This window comes from Paenibacillus sp. 203 (assembly GCF_037027525.1).
In the GTDB taxonomy this organism is placed as follows: Bacteria; Bacillota; Bacilli; order Paenibacillales; family Paenibacillaceae; genus Paenibacillus; species Paenibacillus polymyxa_B.
The window spans coordinates 583,212-599,562 of the sequence record NZ_JAXCHD010000004.1 but is presented as its reverse complement, the minus strand read 5'-3'; the positions used below and the strand labels follow the sequence as shown (position 1 = coordinate 599,562).

Sequence of the window (16,351 nt, the reverse complement as noted above, 5' to 3'; positions counted from 1 at the left end):
AAAATAAGATTTCCTCATATTGCTTAAATACAACAAAACAGGAAATAAAAAGGCTAGACGGATCATTCCATCTAACCTGTTCCATTATCCATTTGGTTTAATATTCCGCCCCATTTAATTGAATTAAATATCAAGTATCTTTTCCTGTTAGAAAGAATTACATTTCGCCATGATATGTTGGTTGATAACTAGGCCCTTGATCATAAAATTGTAAGGAAGCAGTCGCTATCGCCACTAACATAAAGCTGGTTGTTAAAAAGGTTAGAATTATTTTACATTTCATTCTCATCCACCTCAACAATCAAATTTCTGTATGCTGTCTTTATCTCAATTGATGCATACTCTCGATAAGACTCATACAGCCGCATACATTTAATTATATACGATTTATTATTGCTTAATTTAGATTTTCCCAAACAACTTAATAAAAATTTAAAGCCATCAGAAAATCTTCCTTTGCTCAAAAAGTAGACCGATAATTCCTTAGAGAAATGTATAAAACGCTCTGTTATGAATCGTTGAGTATAAAAGCCTTCGATTTTTTGTTGTTCCAAATAAGATAAAATATCCTCCTCGAATTGCTCTAGAATATCATCTACATCAAAATGGTATCGATTAGCTGCCTCAAGGATATTATCAAGTGCGGGAAGAACCTCATCTTTTCTTGAAGAAATATAAGCTACATACTCGGGAAGTACGCTCTCTTCGCCTGAAAGAAGCTTATTTACGTGCGTATTTACTACCGCCCAATCCTCATACTTATTTTTCCAATTCATTGTTTCTTCATCACTAGCCTTAACCCAACTTAAATCAGCATATTTTTTGATATGATAAGACGCCCGTTCATAATCTTTTCTTTCACCACAGGCTTGTGTACGAAGTAAATGTGAGAATGCCCAATAAGCAAACAGAGGAAAACTTGGTTTCTTTGAATTTTCTTTTTTCATATGATGCCGCTGTTGTTCCAGTTTGTATTGAATTTTAGCTTTGTCTCCCAAAGCTTTAGCGAACAGTTCTACTTTGTCCCATTTACGTAACGAACGGTATGTATTCGCCAAATCTTTTAACGCTTCTAACTGATCTATCTCATCTAGTCGTTCAACATATATTTCAAATTGAACTGCCGCCTCATAATTTTTCTCTTGATTGTCTCCTTGCCTCGTATGGAACAAGCGATACTGACACATAGCGAGGCGTTCTGAGTATTGTTTTTTCTCACTTAAAGCTACATTTTCATAAAGTATGGCTGCCGCTTGGTACATCTTTTCATGAAATAATTCTTCAGCAAGCTCAAATAAGGATTCTGAATAGCCCAACTTATCCATCAATAAATTAACAACTTCATGAATACAGTCCAGTTTATTCAATTTTGCACAATTATGTATGAAAGGACTCATACGACGCCAGTTCGGATTAGCCTCTGCTAAATACTCAGACACATAGCGTTCATAGTAGTAACCAACAGGGTAGCCCATCGCTTGTGTAATTCGATCTAACTGATCCACTGAAAGTGTGCGGTTCCCATTAATAATACTGCTCATAGTGCCCGGATTCATTTCCGCTGCTCTAGCTAAATCACTTAGGATTAAATCATTATCTCTCATATGTTTTGCTATCTCTGTGAGTATCGTGGTTGTTGTGTTGTACAAAGTAACCACCCCTTATCAGGAACTTAGTAGGATATCAACTTATTAAAAAAGGACTATTGCAATCCAATGATTGTATAGCCTTTCCGCAATTTATTGTACCATCTTTTGGCACAATATCATATACCTTTCAGAACCTTACTTAAGATACCTTTGATGGGCTTGCAAAGAATTTAAGCTCTATAAATCCTGAGACATACGAATCATATCTCTACACTGTATGCCATTCTCATAAATTTCTTCTAGATAGTTGTGTCTGACAAAGAAATCTAGATCTACACCAACAATTCTGAACCCACATTTTTGGTAGAGAGCTAACTGCCCAATGCTAGAGTTTCCTGTACCCATTTCCATCGTTTTATAACCTTCAGCCCTGGCTGTTTCAATTGCATGTGTTACTAATTGTCTGCCTATTCCTTTACCATGCATACCTTCTGACACTGCTATATTCACTAACTCAACTGTTTCAGGTCTTGTAGGTAAAAGAACATAGACCCCTACAATATGATGGTCAATCTCTGCTACATAACACTCCCCTCTTTTTAAATATTCCTCAACAAGTTGGTGCGATGGATCAGCTAGTAACAAAAGCTCTATTGGATATTTTTCATTTGAATGAAGTAGTCTAATATTCATATATTCTCTCCTGTATGTATTATGATCCCCGGATTTCCACCCCATCGTAAGCTTTATTCCAGAAATCCGGGGGTGGTGGAGATGGGAAGCACTATCCGTCTGATCTCAATTGATACAAACCATTATGCAGTGAAAGACTAGCAGAGTGTGGACCTTCAAACAAGACACTGATGCTGCACACGGTCGGAAGCCTATCATCAGGAAACCAAGGCCGTTGCTTGTCTATGACTATAAATGATCCTTCTACATCCCCTAGCGGCGCGAATTTCTGTCCAGCCCCTCCCCATGAATTAAGTTGGAACGTTTCGGTAATTATTCTAGATACCTCTGGAACATCATCGACCGGAAGACCAATCTCGCTTATACGAAGTATAGAGTTGGGTCCGAAAGCTTCAGCGACTGCATTATCGAGTGTATGGTGGGCAATGAATTCAACAAGGTTATGATCTGGATCATAGAAATAAAGCGCTGTTGCATTCCAGTTTTCGAAAAAAAACTCATCTTCTTCTTGGAGTTTTGAAATCAATGAAATCCCACGGTCGATGGCCCACTGTTTTGCCTCTATGAATTTATTTGTTGGAATCGTAAAGGCAATATGGTAAAACTCATTTTTCATGTGGGAGGATTCCTGAAAGGCAAGAACCGATTCCCCTACTTGAAACGACAACCGCGAAGGCCCCTCCTCTACAACCTGCAAATCCAGGAGAGAGCCGTAAAAAGCTTTCATCGCTTCGAAACTGTGTGTGCCTAAGAGCACTTCTTTTAATTTCAATGCAATCGTCCTCCTCATAAATAATTGATAAGCCCATTATCTGTACGTATCCAAATTGGCATTTTATCTAGGATTGTATAGGACCATTACATTGGTTATTGATTATCCTCTAAATCGCTTAGAAGTTTGGCGTTCACATCCAACGCCGCAAATTGAAGTAGTATATCCTGTTCATCCAGAGATTTACTTTTCGCCATTTCTTGATAAAGCTTGGGCTGGTCCCGAAATGCTCTTGCACTTCCAATCAAGCATGTATAATCCGGTACCCTGTACCTTCCAAATCTAAAATCTCCTCATTTAAAAGCTCTACTGACCGCTGAGTATGCCCGTTATAATTGAGAATTTGAACGTATTGATGCAAGGTTACACCTGTACATAGAGATGCCTACCCCTTCATTGCGATTAGCGAAAACGCTTAATTAAGGATATCACTCCCCAGATGAGCAACGCCAAAATCCCGATAACGATTACGAATGTCATTAAGATCGAAGTCCATACGAAATTCAATCAACATCACCCCATGCATCAATTTATGGTCATCATCTTCTAGAGTACTCTTCTAATATCTCTCCATATTTTAACGCACGTTGACTTCCGTTGCATTCGAATTGAACAATTTTATTTTTATAATCATAGATAAAAACGCTAGCAGTGCAAACATCAATCCGCTCCAGATGAGCTGGTGTATTCCCAAGTGAGAGATAAACCACCCGCCCATAGCAGCCCCTATCGTAATACCCAGATTAGAAAATGAGACAAACAGACTGTTACCAAACTCTGGAGCTTCTTTCGCTTCAGTGGTTAACCATGTTTGACTAATAATTAGCCCCCCGGAATGCACGGCCCCCCAAATGAGTACAACCACAACCATCGGTAGGAAAGAAGCTCCTAGAGCATAAGTGAATACGTAAATGACCATATATAGCAATGGGAACATGATGACGGTCTTTGTCAGATTTTTATGTAATAATCCTCCAAATAAAAAGTTTCCAAAAATCATGACGATTCCAAAGACCATCAACATCATACTGATCCATGACCCGTTCATAAGAGTTACTTCTCCAAGATATTCGGCAAAGTAGCTATACACCGAAAACATAGCTGCAAAGATAAAAATAACAGTCACAATGTTGAACCACAATTGAGGTTTACGTAATATACCAAGCTGTTTGCCATAAGACATCTTTTCCTGAACGGGCAGGGAAGGAAGCCATACGAGTATTCCCACAAATGCAATCATGCTTACGACAGCTCCAAACAAGAAAGCAGCTTCTAACGATATCTTTTCAGCAAGATAGGAAGTCAAAGGCACGCCAAACGCAAATCCTACTGTAATTCCAGCGAAAACCTTGGTGACGGCTTTACTACTCTTTTCAGGGGGGACAAGATGAGATGCAGTCACGAGAGCGACCGAAAAAAAGACAGGATGAAAAATAGCAGGAAGAACACGAAAAATGAGCATGACCTCAAAATGAGTGGTATAGGCATAGACAATATTAGAAATGACAAAACTGAATACAGCGGTTAATAGAATGACTTTACGATTCATGCCGGAAACGAGTAAGGTCAAGAACGGACCTGAAATGGCAACAACTAAAGAAAAAATACTGACGAGCCAACCAGCCTGGGCAGCTGATACATTGAATTTTTGAGTTACTTGAGGGAGAACGCCTATAATCCCCATTTCCGTTGTAATAATGCCGAATACGCCTAAAGCCAGAATGATAATAAGTAACGGGTTAACCTTTTTCATTTTAAGTATAAGCCTCCAATTTAATTATATATATAGATTTCTAGATATGTTATGTGAAAAAAAACCTCCTTTCAGTTTATAGTTCTTTTTGAACGTACTCGGCAAATTCCCGGATTGTTTTTTCATTCCGACGATAGTACGTCCACTTCCCAATACGCTCAGACTCTAACAAACCGGATTTTTGCATTGTTAATAAATAACTTGAAATCACAGACTGCGCAAGTCCCGATTTAGCCTGAATATCTCCCACACATACACCAATTTGAAAATTAAGCCCTTGTTTTAGATAAGCCTGTTCATCAAAAAACTCTTCTGGTTTTTTTAACCACAGCATAATTAGACGACGAGTTTCGTTTGACAATGCTTTATAAATCAATGACGGTTCCATATAAAACATTATATCTATTTTATTAGATTTGTAAATATAAAGTCCAATGATTACGTAGAAAAATAAATAATAAAGGCTGCTTCCCCACGGAAAATCCGCTGGGAAACAGCCTGTTCAAGTACATATTTAACTACACTGACTTACTCTTATTGGAGCGATACATCAAGTACAGGAAATACGGTGCACCAATCAGTGCGATCAGCAATCCGGAAGGAATTTCGGTCGGCGCAAGCACTGTCCGGCCAATCGTATCAGCCAGCACCAGCATTACTGCTCCCAAGAGGCTCGACAGAACAATGGAGCGGCGTACATGGTGCCCAATCAACGTACGCACGATATGCGGAGCAATCAGCCCGATGAAGCCAATTGTCCCCACACAGGCTACCGCTCCACCCGCCAGCAGCACACCCACTGCCATGGCCAGCAGCCGGGTGCGGCGCACCGGAAGTCCCAGTCCCATAGCGCTGCTATCGTCAAACACCAAAAGATCGAAGCGGCGAGCTAGCCACCAGGCTATTGGCAACAACACGAGCAGAAAGGCCAGAATCGTCGCCACCTGCCCCCAGTTTCGAGCGTAGGTACTACCCGTCAGCCAAATATAGCCTGTGCTGCCCCAAAGCGAGCCTTGGATAATCAGTACCTGAATGCCGGCTGCTCCGATCGCTGATACAGCAATCCCAAGTAGGATGACCACAGACGGGTTTAGGTGCTTGTTCCATGATAAAAAGAAGATCACCGCCGCCGACACCGTCGCTCCGGCAATCGCCGCGATGGGCAGCATATAAACAGGTAGCCCAGGCCAAACGATAATCACTGCAAGCGCACCAAAGCCAGCCCCTGAAGAAACACCAATGATCGAGGCATCCGCTAAGGGATTACGAACGGCTAATTGGATCAAGACACCGCTGACCGCAAGCGCGATACCAGCCCCGGCTGCCACCAGCGTGCGCGGAATTCTAAACTGCAGCAAGGCCGAATTTGCGTTCTCACCGCCGAACAGGCCGGACAATAGATCGCCGACAGGAATTCGCATCCCTCCAAACATCAGGCTGAATACAGTCAACAGCACGGCACCGCATCCAAATAACGTGACCAGCCTGCCATACGGTAATTTCCGAGAGCGCACACCTATGTTCATGGAAGACTGCCCGCTAATACCAGAAGGCAGCTTCATTTTCCACAGAATCAGCCAAATTAACCAAGGAGCACCGATCAAGGCCATCACGGCTCCGGTCGGCAGGTCCATGCTTGATTGATGGACCATTTTCGCCAGCACGTCAGCGCCCGTCAACAGCAATGCCCCCCAGAGGAAGGAACCGGGCAGCACCCATCGATGCATTTTTAGACCGCTTAAGCGCACCAAATGCGGAGCTACCAAACCCACAAAACCAATGGGTCCAATGACGCTGACTGTAATGGTCGACAGCAGGACAGCCAATACAATTCCCACCGCCCGGGTCAAGCTAACCTTTTGCCCGAGGGACGTGGATGTGGACTCATCCAGATCCAGGACATCAAACTGCCTTGACAGCAGAACGGCAGTGACCGAGAGCCCTACGACCCAGGGCCAGGCGTAAGTTGTTCCGCTCCAGTCGTTTTGCACAAGCGAGCCAGAACCCCAGAGAAACAGTCCCTGGGTTTCAAATGAATAAAAGATATGCAAAGCTCCGGTAAACGAACCGAGAACCATGGATACAATCAAGCCGGCAAGCGCCAACCGAATCGGACTTCCAGCTCGTCCCCCGCCCATGAAGTAAGCGAGTACCGCTGCAAGCAGGCCGCCGACAGCGGCAAATAGAAACGGCGCCTGATGCAGCAATCCGGGAAACATCACCGCGCCAAGGACGACCACAAAGTAGGCACCAGCGTTAATTCCTAGTGTATCAGAAGCCGCCAGCGGATTTTTGGTGATGGCCTGGAGCAGAGCACCGGCGATGGCCAGCGCACCACCTGCTAGGATTCCGATGACCGTACGCGGCATTCGGAGATCCCACACCATGTTATGATCAAGCGTATTCTGACGCTGGGTCAACGCCTCAATTACTGTATGCAGCGGGATTGAAGCCTCTCCATAACACAAGCTTACAAAAAAAAGCACGATGAGGACGATCAATCCGCCCCCAAAGATGCTTCCTACACGCCAAGTCTTCGATAAACCCGTTGTGTCTGTTCGGGTCATTTCGTCAGAGCTCCAACTACTTGATCAACCAGTACTTTGGATGAGATAGGACCACCGAATGTCCATGTTGTACCGTCCAGCGGATAGGTACGTTTTTCTTTGACAAAGTTCAGTCCGTTCCATACCGAGTTGTTCTTCATCGCGGCTCCAAATACATCGTCCGTCTTTTGTGTAATATAGATAAAATTGCTGTCCTGTACAGCTGGAAGAGCTTCAATGCCAACGGTGCTAAACCCGTATTTCTCGGTCTTGTCCGACTTCCAGTCGTTCACCATGCCGATTTTCGCAAGCGTTCCCACTACAACCGAATTTTCTTTGAACATTCGTAGACTGGCAGCATTTTGAGCTGTAAAGGCCTGTGTCAGCGCATAGTGAAAGTCTGCTTTGCCCGCCTTCTCCAATGTAGCCTTTGCATCTACATAGTGCTGGTCAAGTTCGCTTAGGACCTTATCAGCCTGTTCCGTTTTACCGGTAGCTACAGCCACTTGCTTAAAGATTTCAACCATACGGTCGTAATCATAGCCGTTCCCCTTGTAAGGATCGAATTCTATCGTTGGTGCAATTCCTTTAAGCTGCGCATAGATCGCTGCATTGTTATCGGCGTTAGAGATAATAAGATCCGGCTTGAGCGCCGCAATCGCTTCTAGATTCGGTTCGCCCCGTGTGCCGATATCAGTTACGGTATCAGCCAGCTTCGCCTCCGGTGTTACCCACAGCTTGTAGTTTTCATTGTCTGCATTGCCGACCGGCTGTACGCCAAGTGCAATGAGGTCCTCGGTAAACGTCCATTCGAGTACCACGACACGTTCCGCTGGCTTGTCCAGTTTGACTTCCCCGTGGTCGTCCTTAACCGTAACCGGACCAGCCGTTGTGGATGTCTGCTCAGACCCTGCAGTACCTTCCGTCTTCGAGCTATCCCCAGCTGCACCGCAGCCCGCCAATACAATAGTAAAAACTACAAATAATAATAGGCTATTCAACATCTTTTTCATTTCTCTCAATCACCCCTGTATGTATATTGCATTGGAAAATGATAATCATTATCAGTAAAAGATTATAGGGGTTAGTGACTTTTGTCAATACGGATAAATCTAAAATTGAATCACAAACAGGTTCCGTATATGATAGCTTTATCATTGTTTAAGGGAGGCTACATTTACGTGGCAGTATTAATCAACGAGCAAATTAAAGCTGACGAAGTGGTACTCACTGGACTCGCGGGAGAGAAGCTCGGCGTTGTCTCCAAGTCAGAAGCCTTGGCTATGGCCCGATCCCAAGGGGTGGACCTGGTATGTACCTCACTCATGAGCAGTCCACCGCCCTGTAGCTTGGTGGCAAAGGGCAAAGGAAAAGCGCTGGCGCAAAAAGAAACCGCAGCAAGCAAAAATGTCGGCCGAGCCGCAAGAAACAGCGGCAAAGAAAAGGTCAAGGAGCTTCGCTTCACTGCTCATATTGAGGAGCATGATTACGACACGAAGCTGCGTCAGGCAGACAAACATCTGCGTTCCGGCAAACCGGTGCAGTTGGTCGTTAAAGCGTCTGGAGCAAAAGAAGCCCCCGTCGCCAAAGCGGTACTAGAGCGGCTACTGGTCGATCTGAAGGAAGCAGGGGTGAAGGAAACTGGAATCCAGACGGGCGGCAAGGGCTCGCAAGTGAAATTAAACCCGCGCTGAATGGCGAATCCGTAAATTGGACAAGTCACTTAGACCGTAGGAAACAGAGGGAGGTCACTAATGGACATGAATGGACCTGTCAACATTTCTCGAAGTGAGAGACTTCAGACTTGCCACGAAATAGCTGCGAGGTTACATGAAGTATACAGAGACAAAATTCTGGCTATAGGGGTCTATGGATCTGTTGCCAAAGGTACTGACGGCCCTTTTTCGGACATTGAAATGTTTTGCGTACTGAGTGAACCAAACGGCCCCGTAGAATTTAGCCATGAATGGTCGGCAGGGCCCTGGAAAGCTGAGGTAAACGTCTGTAGTTCAGACATTCTTCTTAAAATTGCCTCTACTGTTGAGGGCGATTGGCCGTTGACACATGGACCCTTCTTTTCCCCACTTCGTCTATATGATCCTAAAGACTTTTTTTCTATATTAAAAGAAGCGGCCGAATCCCCAACAAAGGAAGATTTCAGGCATGCCATCAACGAAGTGCTTGTAGGTGAAATGTACGAGTTTATAGGAAAGCTGAGAAATGTCCGTGTAAATGGCCCTCATACCTACTTGCCGTACTTGGTAATGCAGTTTGCCCAGTATGGGGCTATGTTAGTTGGGTTGCACAATCAGAAGCTTTTCTCAACGGGTTCAATGGTTCTACCGGAGGCCTTGGAACTGCCGAGTCGTCCAGAAGGATTTGATGATGTAGTTAAGTTGGTGATGTCCGGAGATTTAGCTGAACCAGCGAAGATCATTTCAGCCTGTGAAGATTTCTGGAGTGGTCTTGTGAGTTGGGCAGTCGAACATGATTACCTTATTCGATCACAACGAATCCCCTTTTGATCGAAAATAAAATTTACTTTAATTACGCTTACTATAATATATCATGTTTTTGATATGCCCCCTCCCCCTTTCGTTAAGGGGGATCTTACTTTTCTTCTGGATGGATGATACTGCTTCGTTATATTATATTTCCCCACTGTAATATATTTAAAATTTAAACTACTTGATTTCACCCCCTACCTCCTTTATTCTCTGTATATGTAACTCTGGCTTTGCTTATCTGTGAAAATTTTACGCATAGGGCTTTATATAGATTTTATTTTTGTTAATATCCAACAACAGGGCCTTAGGCACTATGATAGATTACGTTTTAATGATATATTGATAGGTACTATAAAAGACTAATTACCCATGGCTTGGGCTGGAGGATGTATGAAAAAGGAATCAAATCAAGACGAAACCAGTTATTTATTTAATGTAGATGTATTAGTTAAAGGTCGTTCGAACGTAGAGGCCCTTCAGTTCCTGCTTAATCTCTTGAGCCAAAATGAGCAAATTGCGGATAGCCGGATTCAATCCGGTATCGAACTTGGCAATTTAATTGAAGCTGCACTGTACCTAAAAAAACAGTCAGCCGTGAATAGCCCATCTGATGCAGCCGCTACGCTCGCGGAAAAATTCTCTAAAAAGAAATCAGCCGCAATTACGAACAAGCCACCAGTCGTTCAAGAAATCAAACAATCCCAGGTACAGCCAAAGCCTGCAACACAACAAGACCTTAGTACGTATGAATGGATCAAACGCTATATACATGATAATACGCTTGTACGGTTAATCGTGAACCGCTATGGCGGACAGCGCAGCATTCCTTGCCGCATCCTCAACCTGGATCATGATAATAGCCTGCTGAGTGTGTATCATGTAGATGAGAAGCAAGTGTACTCCTTTAAAATGAATGAGATCGATGAAATCACATCGTAAATGTAAATACTTCACAAAAAAACGAAGCATGAAAAAAGAGAACGGGCAGGAAAAACATGACGTCTTTCTTGTCCATTCTCTTTTTTTGCATTATCCGAAAAGAACTCTAATTCTCTTTCTTCAGACCCATGGCAGCCCATGCCAACAATACCCATCCTGCAATAAAACACACGCCTCCTAGAGGGGTAATAGCCCCCAGCACACGGATTCCGGTCAAACTTAGCACATACAAGCTACCAGAAAACAAAATGATACCCGTCAATAACAGACGCGCCGCCCATCTTAAACGGTTGGAAGGACCCCACTGTCCGGCAGCCAACGCAATGATCAGCAAACCGACAGCGTGAATCATATGATATTTCACACCTGTTTCATACACGGCCAAAGCATCCGCGTCGATCCGGGCTTTCACAATATGTGCCCCGAACGCTCCAATGGCTACCGCCAACATCATCATTATAGATCCCACAAATATCCATTTTCGTTGCATGTTTGTGTACTCCTTTTCATCTCATCCTTTTAGCCGAATGTTCTTCTTATTTTATCGAAACCGTATGAAGTTTACCAGCCAGCGTGTGTGAACAGACCGCATACAGAATTGGATGATTAGACCCTGTCTTTTGAAGGGTAATGTGTAAGATGGCTTGCTTTTTTGTTTATTTTGTGGAAAATTAGTACCTGTTCGGACTATGTTCAAGGAGTGGAAAAAATGAGTTACCAAGATCCTAATTTGCAAAAACCTGCTGCGTCTGAGGAGCACCCTGTTTTTTCAGAAGCTCCTGTGTTTCAGCCTCCGGTCAAGCTCAAACATTCCGGTCCCGGAATTGCTTCTTTTATTATGTCGCTTGTCAGCCTGATCGGATATATTATTCTGGCTATTATGGTTATTAATCTGCTGGCTCATTTCAGCCAATACCAAACGTTGAACCCGGAAGTCGCTCTGCAGCAAACCGGAACGGTACTGCTTCCTTTTATTTTTTTAGGCAGCCTGTTGCTGAATTGTAGCGGACTTGTGGTCGGTATCATTGGAATTGCGTTAAAAAACCGTAAGAAAACCTTTGCTATTACAGGCTTAATCATTAATGCACTTATTATTGTAGGCTTTATTGCTCTTCTGGCCATCGGTCTTTCCGTTCCGAATAGCACAGCGGATATCTATCCTTCCTCCGTGCAATCTTTATAATTTTTCTGCATCACACAGAGAGGATTCAATGTATGAACAAAATTAAAATTTTTGCCGACAGTACCAGTGATGTTCCTGCTCACTGGCGTCAACAGTACGAGATTAGCATTGTGCCATTGTATACAGTATTTGGTGATGAGGCATTGCAGGATGGGGTGAACATTCACCCGGAACAATTATTTCAACGTGTAAGCCGCGAGGGACATTTACCACGTACCGCCGCACCTTCTCCGTCGGATTTTATTCAAGCCTTTGCGCCCTACATAGAACAAGGGGACGACATTTTATATATCAGTCTGTCTTCCGAGCTATCATCGACGTACCAGAATGCGCTACTCGCTGCCTCTGAATTTCCGGAAGGCCGCGTTACGGTTTTTGATTCCTTGAATTTATCGTGCGGATTTGGCCTGCTTGTGATGAAAGCTGCTCGTGCGGCAGCCAACGGCAATACGATAGAGCAGATTGTAGACATGTTGACGAAAACCAGGCCGCTCATAGACACGGAATTTGTCATTGATACACTTGAATACCTGTATAAAGGCGGAAGATGTTCAGGCATGCAAAACCTGATCGGCAGTCTGCTCAAAATTCGTCCGGTGATCAAAGTGATTGACGGAAAAATGACGCCTGCCTACAAAGTCCGCGGCAAACGTGAAAAAGCTTTGGATCAGATGCTGCAAAATGCACTGAATCAACGAGATCAGATGGATAACGATATCATTATTGTCGTGCACGCTTTGGCCGAGGAAGACGCGCTGATGCTGCAAGCTCGCTTGAAAGAAGAAACGAACGCACAAGAGGTACTGCTAACTACAGCAGGCTGTGTCATTTCCAGTCATTGTGGTCCACAGACCATCGGTATTATGTATGCCAAAAAAGCATAGTTTATCCAATATCAAACCCGTTGCCGCATAGGTGGCGGGTTTTTTGGTGTTTTTCCAGCAATTTAGCAATGAATAACTTTCCTCTTTTTGATAGTATTATTCGTCGAGTAACGATATATGAGTCTACAATCTATCATAAAAAAGAAGGTTATTTGGTATGAGTTCCAAACGATCACGTTGGTTAACCAGGCTCACGCTTTCAGCAACTGCAGCCATCACAATATTCACAACATTCACTTCGTACTTAGCTGCTCCAGCAGCAGCATCCGGCGCTACGTTCCAAGATATTGCACACAGCTATGCCTATCAGTCTATTATTTCCCTGCACGCTAAAGGAATTTTGAATGGTACACAACCTGGTTACTTCTCTCCTAAAAAGGCTGTTACCAGAGCCGAATGGGTTACCGCACTGGACCGTACACTCGGTCTGGAGCCTGTACAAGCGGCCGTTTCCTCCTACCGAGATGTTGCCAAAAAGACGTGGTACTATGGATGGATTGAAGCAGCTTCTCAACTCAATATCGTTCAGGGGGGAACGTCTGCCACATTCCAACCTAATAGTCCTATAACCCGTCAAGAAGCGGCCTTGATGATCGCACGTCTCATCCGCTCTTCGGGCGGATCAGGAGATGCTACTTCCTCCTTCACAGATACTGGCGAAATTGCAGATTGGGCCCTTGATGCGGTAACCACCGTAAATCGTTACGGCTTTATGAAAGGTGAAAGTAACTATTTCCGCCCTGCATCCTCTCTGACCCGTGAAGAAACAGCTGTATTGCTGGAACGACTGCTAACGTATTCAACAAAGCATGCTAACCAAACTGCTTCCACCGCTTCTTCCATCCGAATAGGCTGGCAATATGATCAAACCGTTCAGCAGTTTGAAAATACGGTGCTCCAATCCAACATCAACACCCTATCACCACGTTGGTTTTTTCTAAATGAAACAGGTATTATCAGCGATTATACCAATTCGTCGCTGCTTGCCTGGTCCAAACAGCATCATAAAAATATCTGGGCGATGGTAGGCAACCGTTCCAACCTGGCACTGACGCACCAAATTCTGTCCAGTGAGGTTCTACGAAATACAACCATAACTCAGCTTGCTAATGCCGTATCAGTGTACGGTTTGAACGGACTTGTCATTGATTTTGAAAATGTAGATGGTCAGGATCGTGCCAATTTAACATTGTTCGTCCAACAATTAAAAGCTAAGTTGAAGAGTCAGAATACGGTACTGGCGATTTGTGTATCTCCTGATTACGGAACGGACTGGACTGCCGCGTTTGATTATAAACAGCTTGGCGGTGCGGCAGACTATCTGATCCTGATGGGATATGACGAGCATTGGGGAGGTAGCTCGATCCCCGGCTCTGTGTCCTCACTGCCATGGCTCCGTGAAAGCGTGCGGCGTTTTGTACAAACCACCGATCCGGAGAAAGCGATCTTGGCGTTGCCATTATTTACACGGAACTGGACGCTTAACGCTAGCGGGCAATCAATCGCTTCCTCTGATATTTCATTAGATCAGCAAAACCAGCTAGTATCTCGTTCCGGCTCCAAACCAATCTGGAATGAGGATATTCAGCAGTATGCCGTGTCTTACAAAGACACGCAGCTTCATAAGCTGTGGCTCGAGGAAGGACGATCCTTCACTCGTAAGTATCGCTTGGGACAGGATGCTGGGTTTGCTGGCTTCGCCTACTGGTATCCGGGCGGAGCCAGCTCTGATCTGTGGTCCAGTGTAAAAAACGCAGACCGATTTATACAGCGTGGTTTATAAAATACGAAGCCTTCAACCTCACATGAAAAGTGAAGTTGAAGGCTTTTGACATATATACTTATTCCCAGCCTATGACCGATATGCAACTTTCCCGTTTACAACTGTCATTCGTACCTTAACATCAAGTAAAGCTTGCGGGCTTTCCGATACATCACGGTCAATGACTGTAAAGTCAGCGGCTTTCCCTTCAGCTATCGTCCCTCTTTCATCAGCCTCACCGGCTGCTACTGCGCTTCCCGTGGTAAACAAATGAATGGCTTCATGTACATCCAGCTTTTCAGCGGGAAGATAGCCCTCATGCATTTCTTCCGGCTTGGCACGAGTCACTGCCGCATGAATACCAAGAAAAGGGTTTAACGGCTCAATCGGCGCGTCACTACCTCCAGCACATGGAATGCCTGCTTCCAGTAGCTTTTTCCAGGCATATAAATATTCAGTCCGTTCTTTCCCCACCCGACCCAGTACCCAAGGGAAGTCACTTGCGACAAAACGGGGCTGGATGTCCGCGATCAGCGGCAGCTTCGCCATTCTCTTGACCAAATCACCCCTAAGCACCTGTCCATGGATCAGGCGGTCTGGCAAACCGCTTTCCTCCGTGAGCGCATGAGCCTCCATCGCTGTCAAAATCATGTGCGCCGCCCCATCCCCTATGGCATGCACAGCCACCGGATAGCCTGCTGCTCTGACAGCAGCCACCATCTGATTCAGCTCTGGCTGCGGTTGGATCGCCATTCCACAGGTATGTGGAGCATCACTGTAAGGTTCGGATAATAAAGCCGTTCTTCCACCAATAGCGCCATCGGCAAACATTTTTATCGCACCGATTTTAAACCACTCATTTCCGGTACCTGAACGCAGCCCTTGCACTTTCGCTTCTTCCAAAAATGGATGATAGATGAGCTGGTGTGTGCGAAAAGGAAGACCTTCTTCCCTCAGCTCCCTGTAAATTTGCTGCATCGTCTCCACGCTGCCCAAAAAACGTAAATCCTCTGTGTGCGCAGCAGTCAAACCAAGCCTTAGCGCATCCATACAAGCCCGCCGAATCGTATCCTTCTTAACCGAATAATCCGGCTCTGGCTGCACACTAGTAAAGGCAAAGGATGCTTCCTCATAAATCAATCCGTTCAACCGTCCATCTGCATCTCGCCCATAGGCTCCCGAAGCCGGGTCAGGGGTGTCCTCGTTAATACCCGCACGTCGAAATGCCTCTGAATTGGCCAAGAACGTATGAAAGCACGTACGAGTGAGATATACCGGATGCTGATCTGTAATGGCATCCAGCTCGGCTATATCCGGTATTTCAACAGGAATAAACGCATTTTCATTCCAGTTGAGTCCTAAAATCCATTCTCCCGGCGGTGTTACAGCGACCCGTTTGCGCAGCATAGCCAGCATCTCTTCCTTGGAGGTAGCTGATGTTAAATCCAGCATAGCCAGCTTCATACCATGCATAGACAAATGCATATGTGAATCGGTTAAGCCTGGCAGTACATAAGCGTCTTCCCAATCCACAGTTTCATATTCCTTACCGGACAACTGTAATTCAAGCTCCCGAGCATACCCGATGGCCTGTATCCGTCCATGCTGTACAACGATAGATTCTCCTTTGAAAGCCCACTCCCCATACAACCGGCCGTGCTTGAACAAAACGAATGTCAACGCCACTCATCTCCTTTTTTTCAACTATACGCATATCCACTTC

Annotated in this window: 15 protein-coding genes; 6 read left to right on the top strand and 9 right to left on the bottom strand. The window is 44.7% G+C overall.

The features are described 5' to 3' along the window. Window positions 1–272: 272 nt before the first annotated feature. The 7 genes from WA407_RS12205 to WA407_RS12175 form a co-directional block, all read right to left on the bottom strand. On the bottom strand, window positions 273–1,604 hold the full coding sequence (locus tag WA407_RS12205; protein WP_336077474.1) for a transcriptional regulator: 1,332 nt from the start codon (window positions 1,602–1,604) through the stop codon (window positions 273–275). A 222-nt stretch (window positions 1,605–1,826) separates the two neighbouring features. Continuing rightward, window positions 1,827–2,282, bottom strand: coding sequence for a GNAT family N-acetyltransferase (locus WA407_RS12200; RefSeq protein ID WP_336077442.1), 456 nt, complete (start codon window positions 2,280–2,282; stop codon window positions 1,827–1,829). Between the two features lie 91 nt (window positions 2,283–2,373). After that, a complete protein-coding gene (locus WA407_RS12195; protein WP_336077441.1) occupies window positions 2,374–3,054 on the bottom strand; it encodes a VOC family protein in 681 nt (226 codons plus the stop codon). A 577-nt stretch (window positions 3,055–3,631) separates the two neighbouring features. Then, a complete protein-coding gene (locus tag WA407_RS12190; RefSeq protein ID WP_254327740.1) occupies window positions 3,632–4,807 on the bottom strand; it encodes an MFS transporter in 1,176 nt (391 codons plus the stop codon). A 76-nt stretch (window positions 4,808–4,883) separates the two neighbouring features. Further along, window positions 4,884–5,195, bottom strand: coding sequence for an ArsR/SmtB family transcription factor (locus tag WA407_RS12185; RefSeq protein ID WP_061831898.1), 312 nt, complete (start codon window positions 5,193–5,195; stop codon window positions 4,884–4,886). 130 nt (window positions 5,196–5,325) lie between these two features. Then, window positions 5,326–7,374 carry an iron ABC transporter permease gene (locus WA407_RS12180; protein WP_235307921.1) on the bottom strand — a complete coding sequence of 683 codons (2,049 nt, stop codon included), beginning with the start codon at window positions 7,372–7,374 and terminating at the stop codon, window positions 5,326–5,328. Continuing rightward, a complete protein-coding gene (locus WA407_RS12175) occupies window positions 7,371–8,366 on the bottom strand; it encodes an ABC transporter substrate-binding protein (RefSeq protein ID WP_023987856.1) in 996 nt (331 codons plus the stop codon). Before WA407_RS12175 ends, WA407_RS12180 begins: the two co-directional genes overlap by 4 nt. 168 nt (window positions 8,367–8,534) lie before the next feature. Between WA407_RS12175 and infC the strand changes: the two genes are divergently transcribed. The 3 genes from infC to WA407_RS12160 all read left to right on the top strand — a co-directional run bounded on the left by infC (window position 8,535) and on the right by WA407_RS12160 (window position 10,799). Further along, window positions 8,535–9,047 carry a translation initiation factor IF-3 gene (gene infC / locus WA407_RS12170; protein ID WP_069291562.1) on the top strand — a complete coding sequence of 171 codons (513 nt, stop codon included), beginning with the start codon at window positions 8,535–8,537 and terminating at the stop codon, window positions 9,045–9,047. A 60-nt stretch (window positions 9,048–9,107) separates the two neighbouring features. After that, complete coding sequence (locus WA407_RS12165) at window positions 9,108–9,878, top strand: ANT(4')-I family aminoglycoside nucleotidyltransferase (protein WP_336077440.1); 771 nt, start codon at window positions 9,108–9,110, stop codon at window positions 9,876–9,878. Window positions 9,879–10,250: 372 nt separating this feature from the next. Next, entirely contained in the window at window positions 10,251–10,799 is a 549-nt protein-coding gene (locus WA407_RS12160) for a hypothetical protein (RefSeq protein ID WP_235307920.1), read from the top strand. A gap of 106 nt (window positions 10,800–10,905) precedes the next feature. On the opposite strand, the gene WA407_RS12155 is transcribed toward WA407_RS12160, so the two are convergent. Beyond that, complete coding sequence (locus WA407_RS12155) at window positions 10,906–11,289, bottom strand: DUF423 domain-containing protein (RefSeq protein WP_235307919.1); 384 nt, start codon at window positions 11,287–11,289, stop codon at window positions 10,906–10,908. Between the two features lie 219 nt (window positions 11,290–11,508). Between WA407_RS12155 and WA407_RS12150 the strand changes: the two genes are divergently transcribed. From WA407_RS12150 to WA407_RS12140, 3 genes are all read left to right on the top strand, one after another. Further along, window positions 11,509–11,982 (top strand): hypothetical protein, encoded by a 474-nt coding sequence (locus WA407_RS12150; RefSeq protein WP_069291559.1) that lies wholly within the window; start codon window positions 11,509–11,511, stop codon window positions 11,980–11,982. A gap of 32 nt (window positions 11,983–12,014) precedes the next feature. Then, window positions 12,015–12,866 (top strand): DegV family protein, encoded by an 852-nt coding sequence (locus tag WA407_RS12145; RefSeq protein WP_336077439.1) that lies wholly within the window; start codon window positions 12,015–12,017, stop codon window positions 12,864–12,866. 157 nt (window positions 12,867–13,023) lie between these two features. Continuing rightward, window positions 13,024–14,649 (top strand): S-layer homology domain-containing protein, encoded by a 1,626-nt coding sequence (locus WA407_RS12140; RefSeq protein WP_235307917.1) that lies wholly within the window; start codon window positions 13,024–13,026, stop codon window positions 14,647–14,649. Window positions 14,650–14,718: 69 nt separating this feature from the next. Here WA407_RS12140 and WA407_RS12135 read toward each other — a convergent pair whose 3' ends face one another. Next, the gene (locus tag WA407_RS12135) at window positions 14,719–16,308 is read right to left on the bottom strand and encodes an amidohydrolase (protein WP_336077438.1); all 1,590 of its coding nucleotides are present in this window, start codon (window positions 16,306–16,308) and stop codon (window positions 14,719–14,721) included. Between the last annotated feature and the right edge of the window lie 43 nt (window positions 16,309–16,351).

Bases quoted from the DNA above. Each gene is read 5' to 3' on its own strand.
- WA407_RS12205 (WP_336077474.1), bottom strand. From the start codon at position 1,604: ATGAGAGATAATGATTTAATCCTAAGTGATTTAGCTAGAGCAGCGGAA.
- WA407_RS12200 (WP_336077442.1), bottom strand. From the start codon at position 2,282: ATGAATATTAGACTACTTCATTCAAATGAAAAATATCCAATAGAGCTT.
- WA407_RS12190 (WP_254327740.1), bottom strand. From the start codon at position 4,807: ATGAAAAAGGTTAACCCGTTACTTATTATCATTCTGGCTTTAGGCGTA.
- WA407_RS12185 (WP_061831898.1), bottom strand. From the start codon at position 5,195: ATGGAACCGTCATTGATTTATAAAGCATTGTCAAACGAAACTCGTCGT.
- WA407_RS12180 (WP_235307921.1), bottom strand. From the start codon at position 7,374: ATGACCCGAACAGACACAACGGGTTTATCGAAGACTTGGCGTGTAGGA.
- WA407_RS12175 (WP_023987856.1), bottom strand. From the start codon at position 8,366: ATGAAAAAGATGTTGAATAGCCTATTATTATTTGTAGTTTTTACTATT.
- WA407_RS12165 (WP_336077440.1), top strand. From the start codon at position 9,108: ATGGACATGAATGGACCTGTCAACATTTCTCGAAGTGAGAGACTTCAG.
- WA407_RS12160 (WP_235307920.1), top strand. From the start codon at position 10,251: ATGAAAAAGGAATCAAATCAAGACGAAACCAGTTATTTATTTAATGTA.
- WA407_RS12155 (WP_235307919.1), bottom strand. From the start codon at position 11,289: ATGCAACGAAAATGGATATTTGTGGGATCTATAATGATGATGTTGGCG.
- WA407_RS12150 (WP_069291559.1), top strand. From the start codon at position 11,509: ATGAGTTACCAAGATCCTAATTTGCAAAAACCTGCTGCGTCTGAGGAG.
- WA407_RS12145 (WP_336077439.1), top strand. From the start codon at position 12,015: ATGAACAAAATTAAAATTTTTGCCGACAGTACCAGTGATGTTCCTGCT.
- WA407_RS12140 (WP_235307917.1), top strand. From the start codon at position 13,024: ATGAGTTCCAAACGATCACGTTGGTTAACCAGGCTCACGCTTTCAGCA.